Origin of the sequence: Spirosoma liriopis (genome assembly GCF_023196085.1) — a bacterium.
Taxonomy (GTDB): Bacteria; Bacteroidota; Bacteroidia; order Cytophagales; family Spirosomataceae; genus Spirosoma; species Spirosoma oryzicola.
Map to the genome: position 1 here is coordinate 1 of NZ_JALPRF010000023.1, position 3,428 is coordinate 3,428.

Sequence of the window (3,428 nt, forward strand, 5' to 3'; positions counted from 1 at the left end):
CGATAATGATTTTAACCCCAGGCTTGAAAAGAAGGGGTACAAAATCCTGAAAGATGCCAAAGGGACGTTTTACCTGACTGATCCGAAGACCGAAGTGCGGCTTAACCTGGTTACGGCTCAGATCAAAGGTGAATTTTTGAGCGAACTAGTTCATGAAACGGTACAAAGGGGAATAAAAGAAGAGCAACAAGAAAAACAGAAGAAGGCCCAGAAGCCCGAAGTCAAGAACGACCAAAATCGGGGTTACAAGATCCGGCGTTAACCCCGTACAGTTGGGGTGGGATATGCCTAAAAAAAACCTACGGGGTTTGGGGCGGTAAGCCCCAATCACTAAAAACAAATCCGCTTAAAAAACGGAGTCTGCGACGCTGTAAAAAGTGTGTAATAGTAGATAGAGAGAGAGAGACACTATAAATAATTGATAATCAATTATTTATAGTGATTGCAATCACATCAGTATTGTGATGATCATCACAATAGCTGATTGTGATCTGTTTTTGACCTAATCACATGGAAAAGTGTGCAAATCACTTGTTCATGTGTGAAAAGCACTTAGATTTGTGACGCTAATCACATTGAAATTATGGTTCACGAAAAGGACAATGTTAACTTCGATACTGGAGAAATCAAGCGAGTGAATGCCAACTTCGTACAGTTGTACGATGACCATTTAGACTTGATTATGCTCATGACAAAGGAGAATCCAACGGCCTTGAATGTCTTTCTTTGGGTTGTCAAATACATGGATAATCGAAATGCTTTAGTAGCAAGTCAGCAGGCAATAGCAGACAATTTGGGATTGCATAAGAATACAGTTTATCTCGCTATTAAGTACCTAAAGGAGAAGAAAGCATTGACCGTTTTCAGGTCAAGTAACACACATATTTTTGCATTGAATGCTCAAATAGTATGGAGAGATACAGCAGAAGCTAAGAAATTTGCCCACTTCGATGCTAAAGTATTCATCTCAGAATTTGAGCAACAAGAGGAAGACAAACCATTATTTGATACGCAGTTAGTAGGACACGTTAAGCCACGGCCAACGAAAAAGCGTAATAAAGCCATTAGCTAAAACGGAAGTCGGCTCTGGGGAGGCCCAACCGAGCAGGGATAAGCTAATCCACGTACAACCGTGCGTTGCCCCGATCTTGATAGCTCTAAGCCAGATCGGGGCTTTTTCGTGTCCTACGGCCACGAGGTTTTTTTAGGCATATCCCACCCCAACTGTACGAGGAAAAATAGCGCGAATAACTAAGAACAACAGCTCTTATTCTCTTGGAGAGGGGGGCACTTCATCGTACCGTACGAGCAAAATACACAGCAGTCGCCAGCTAATGGACGTAATACAGTGTGACAGTTCGTGCATTCATAAAAGAATTGGCAAGCATCAGTGGGCATTATCTCAGTTTTGACATAACTGCACTGAGGGCAAGTAATTGTGGATTCTAGCACAAGGGCCATACTACTTAATTTGTCTTAACACTTACAACCTGATAACCTGTGGCGGCTACTGCTTTCTTAATCTCAGCCGTTGATGTTTGCTTAGGGTCATACTTGACTACTGCGTTACCCTGCTGATAAGATACTTTGGTTTCAGCAATTCCTTTTAGCTTACCTACCTCGCTTTTTACATGATGCTCACACCCCTCGCAGGTCATACCCTTAATGGTCACGTAAGCAATTTGTTGAGCCGGTTTGCCCGATTGTTGGGTAATCTGGTTCTTATCCTGGTAAAGCAAATTAGAGTAAGCAGGAAATGTTAGTAACAGTACCGCCATTGCTGTCATTATCCCTAAAAATCTTCTCGTCTGCCAGAAGCTAAGTTTAGCGGGAGTGCATCCACAGGCATCCTTTGTAGTTGGTCTGAGTTGGTTGTACCAAGCCCATCCCAAAGCTCCGATGGAAAGAGTAATAGTGTAAGGCCGTGCTGTTTCTAGCCATCCTAACGAACCAGCCATACCCCCCAATGCTAACAAGGGAGCGATACAGCATAGAGAGGATGTAAAGGCGGTTATAATACCGAGCAGACCAGTTGCTTTCATTACTTAGAGAGATGTAAGTCAGTGAAAGCAAAGTTAGTCAATAAAGCTTAGAACGCTTTTTTTTGGCGGATCGGTAGTTTTTCGCAGCCCGGTTCTTTTACAGAAGTATAACGCACTATACTTTGCCCTGCCTGACACCTCCCTTCGGTCGGGTCAGGCAGGGCAAAGTGCGCGCCCTCCGGGACCATTAGAACAAAGGGAAAGAAAAAGTATGAAAGCAGTTTGTCGAGTCGCCAAAGTGAAAGGAGCCGGAAGCATAGGCGGCAAGTCTGATCACAATTACCGTCAGGGTCATGTACCCAATGCCGACCCCGATCGGCTGCACCTCAATAAGGAGTACGTCCTCAACTATGAGAATTTAGCCAAGGCGATTCAGGCTCAACTCGATCATGCCGGCCTTCATCATGTCCGAAAGGATGCCGTTAAGGGCATGGAATTCATTCTCACGGCCAGCCCGGAAGCGTTCAAACGTGATCAGAACGGCCAGTGCGTTGATGACTACCGGCAATCCGATTGGGTAAAGGCCAATCTGGACTTCATGAAAAAGCAGTACGGCTCTAACCTGGTCGCTTTCACTCTGCACCAGGACGAGAAGACGCCCCACATTCACGCCATCGTTGTTCCTATCACTGAAGACAAACGACTTTGCGCAAAGGAGCTCTTCACACCTAAAACTCTACGCCAACTCCAGACTGATTACGCGGCGGCCATGAAACCGTTTGGGTTGGAAAGGGGAATAGAAGGCAGCCGGGCGCAGCATGTGGACATGAAGCATATTTATGGCCTCCAACAACAGGAGCGGCAAACTATCGAGAAGGATTTACAACCCATTCAGACGATCAAGGTACCCTTAACCATCGACAAGCCTGGTCCGCTGGATCTGTTGAATCTGGAACGTTGGAAACAACAGCAGGAAGCCAAAATCAATGCTGAACACAATCGCAGGCTCGACGAAATCAAACAAGCCGCTGAGAAGGCCCTAAAAGCGGCCGTAGCAAACGCAACTGCTAAAGAGCAGGAGAAAGTACTCGCTCAACGACTGACCACCTCAGAGGGCCTAAAACAGACCAATTTCGAGAAAGCCAAAAAAACAGGGGAAGAGCTGGCCACCACGACCAGCAAGATTGACCAGATAGCCGTACTGTTGGATGAAAAGCGACTAAATCCGAAGTGGAGTGAGGGTCGGGCTGACCACCTGCGCAGTAAGATACTGCCGAAGATGGAAGCGGATATCCTGGAGTGTTTAAAAGAGCGCCTAACAGACGATAATGATTTTAACCCCAGGCTTGAAAAGAAGGGGTACAAAATCCTGAAAGATGCCAAAGGGACGTTTTACCTGACTGATCCGAAGACCGAAGTGCGGCTTAACCTGGTTACGGCTCAGAT

The 3,428-nt window shown here is 45.9% G+C and carries 5 protein-coding genes; 3 read left to right on the plus strand and 2 right to left on the minus strand.

Annotated features, from left to right (window positions below; all coding sequences use genetic code 11):
* Together M0L20_RS30040 and M0L20_RS30045 are read left to right on the plus strand one after the other, a co-directional pair.
* On the plus strand, positions 1 to 262 hold a 262-nt coding region (locus tag M0L20_RS30040), incomplete at its 5' end, for a hypothetical protein (RefSeq protein ID WP_248481026.1).
* Positions 263 to 583: 321 nt separating this feature from the next.
* A complete protein-coding gene (locus M0L20_RS30045) occupies positions 584 to 1,072 on the plus strand; it encodes a helix-turn-helix domain-containing protein (protein WP_099077021.1) in 489 nt (162 codons plus the stop codon).
* 179 nt (positions 1,073 to 1,251) lie between these two features.
* Here M0L20_RS30045 and M0L20_RS30050 read toward each other — a convergent pair whose 3' ends face one another.
* Together M0L20_RS30050 and merTP are read right to left on the minus strand one after the other, a co-directional pair.
* Positions 1,252 to 1,461: a GDCCVxC domain-containing (seleno)protein gene (locus M0L20_RS30050; RefSeq protein WP_099077022.1), complete on the minus strand. Its 210-nt coding sequence runs from the start codon at positions 1,459 to 1,461 to the stop codon at positions 1,252 to 1,254.
* Positions 1,462 to 1,466: 5 nt separating this feature from the next.
* The gene (merTP, locus tag M0L20_RS30055; RefSeq protein WP_099077023.1) at positions 1,467 to 2,042 is read right to left on the minus strand and encodes a mercuric transport protein MerTP; all 576 of its coding nucleotides are present in this window, start codon (positions 2,040 to 2,042) and stop codon (positions 1,467 to 1,469) included.
* A 211-nt stretch (positions 2,043 to 2,253) separates the two neighbouring features.
* Between merTP and mobV the strand changes: the two genes are divergently transcribed.
* On the plus strand, positions 2,254 to 3,428 hold a 1,175-nt coding region (gene mobV / locus M0L20_RS30060; RefSeq protein ID WP_248481027.1), incomplete at its 3' end, for a MobV family relaxase.

Excerpts from the sequence above, each read along its gene's own strand:
- M0L20_RS30050 (WP_099077022.1), bottom strand. The coding sequence starts at position 1,461 with ATGGCCCTTGTGCTAGAATCCACAATTACTTGCCCTCAGTGCAGTTAT.
- merTP (WP_099077023.1), bottom strand. The coding sequence starts at position 2,042 with ATGAAAGCAACTGGTCTGCTCGGTATTATAACCGCCTTTACATCCTCT.
- M0L20_RS30045 (WP_099077021.1), top strand. The coding sequence starts at position 584 with ATGGTTCACGAAAAGGACAATGTTAACTTCGATACTGGAGAAATCAAG.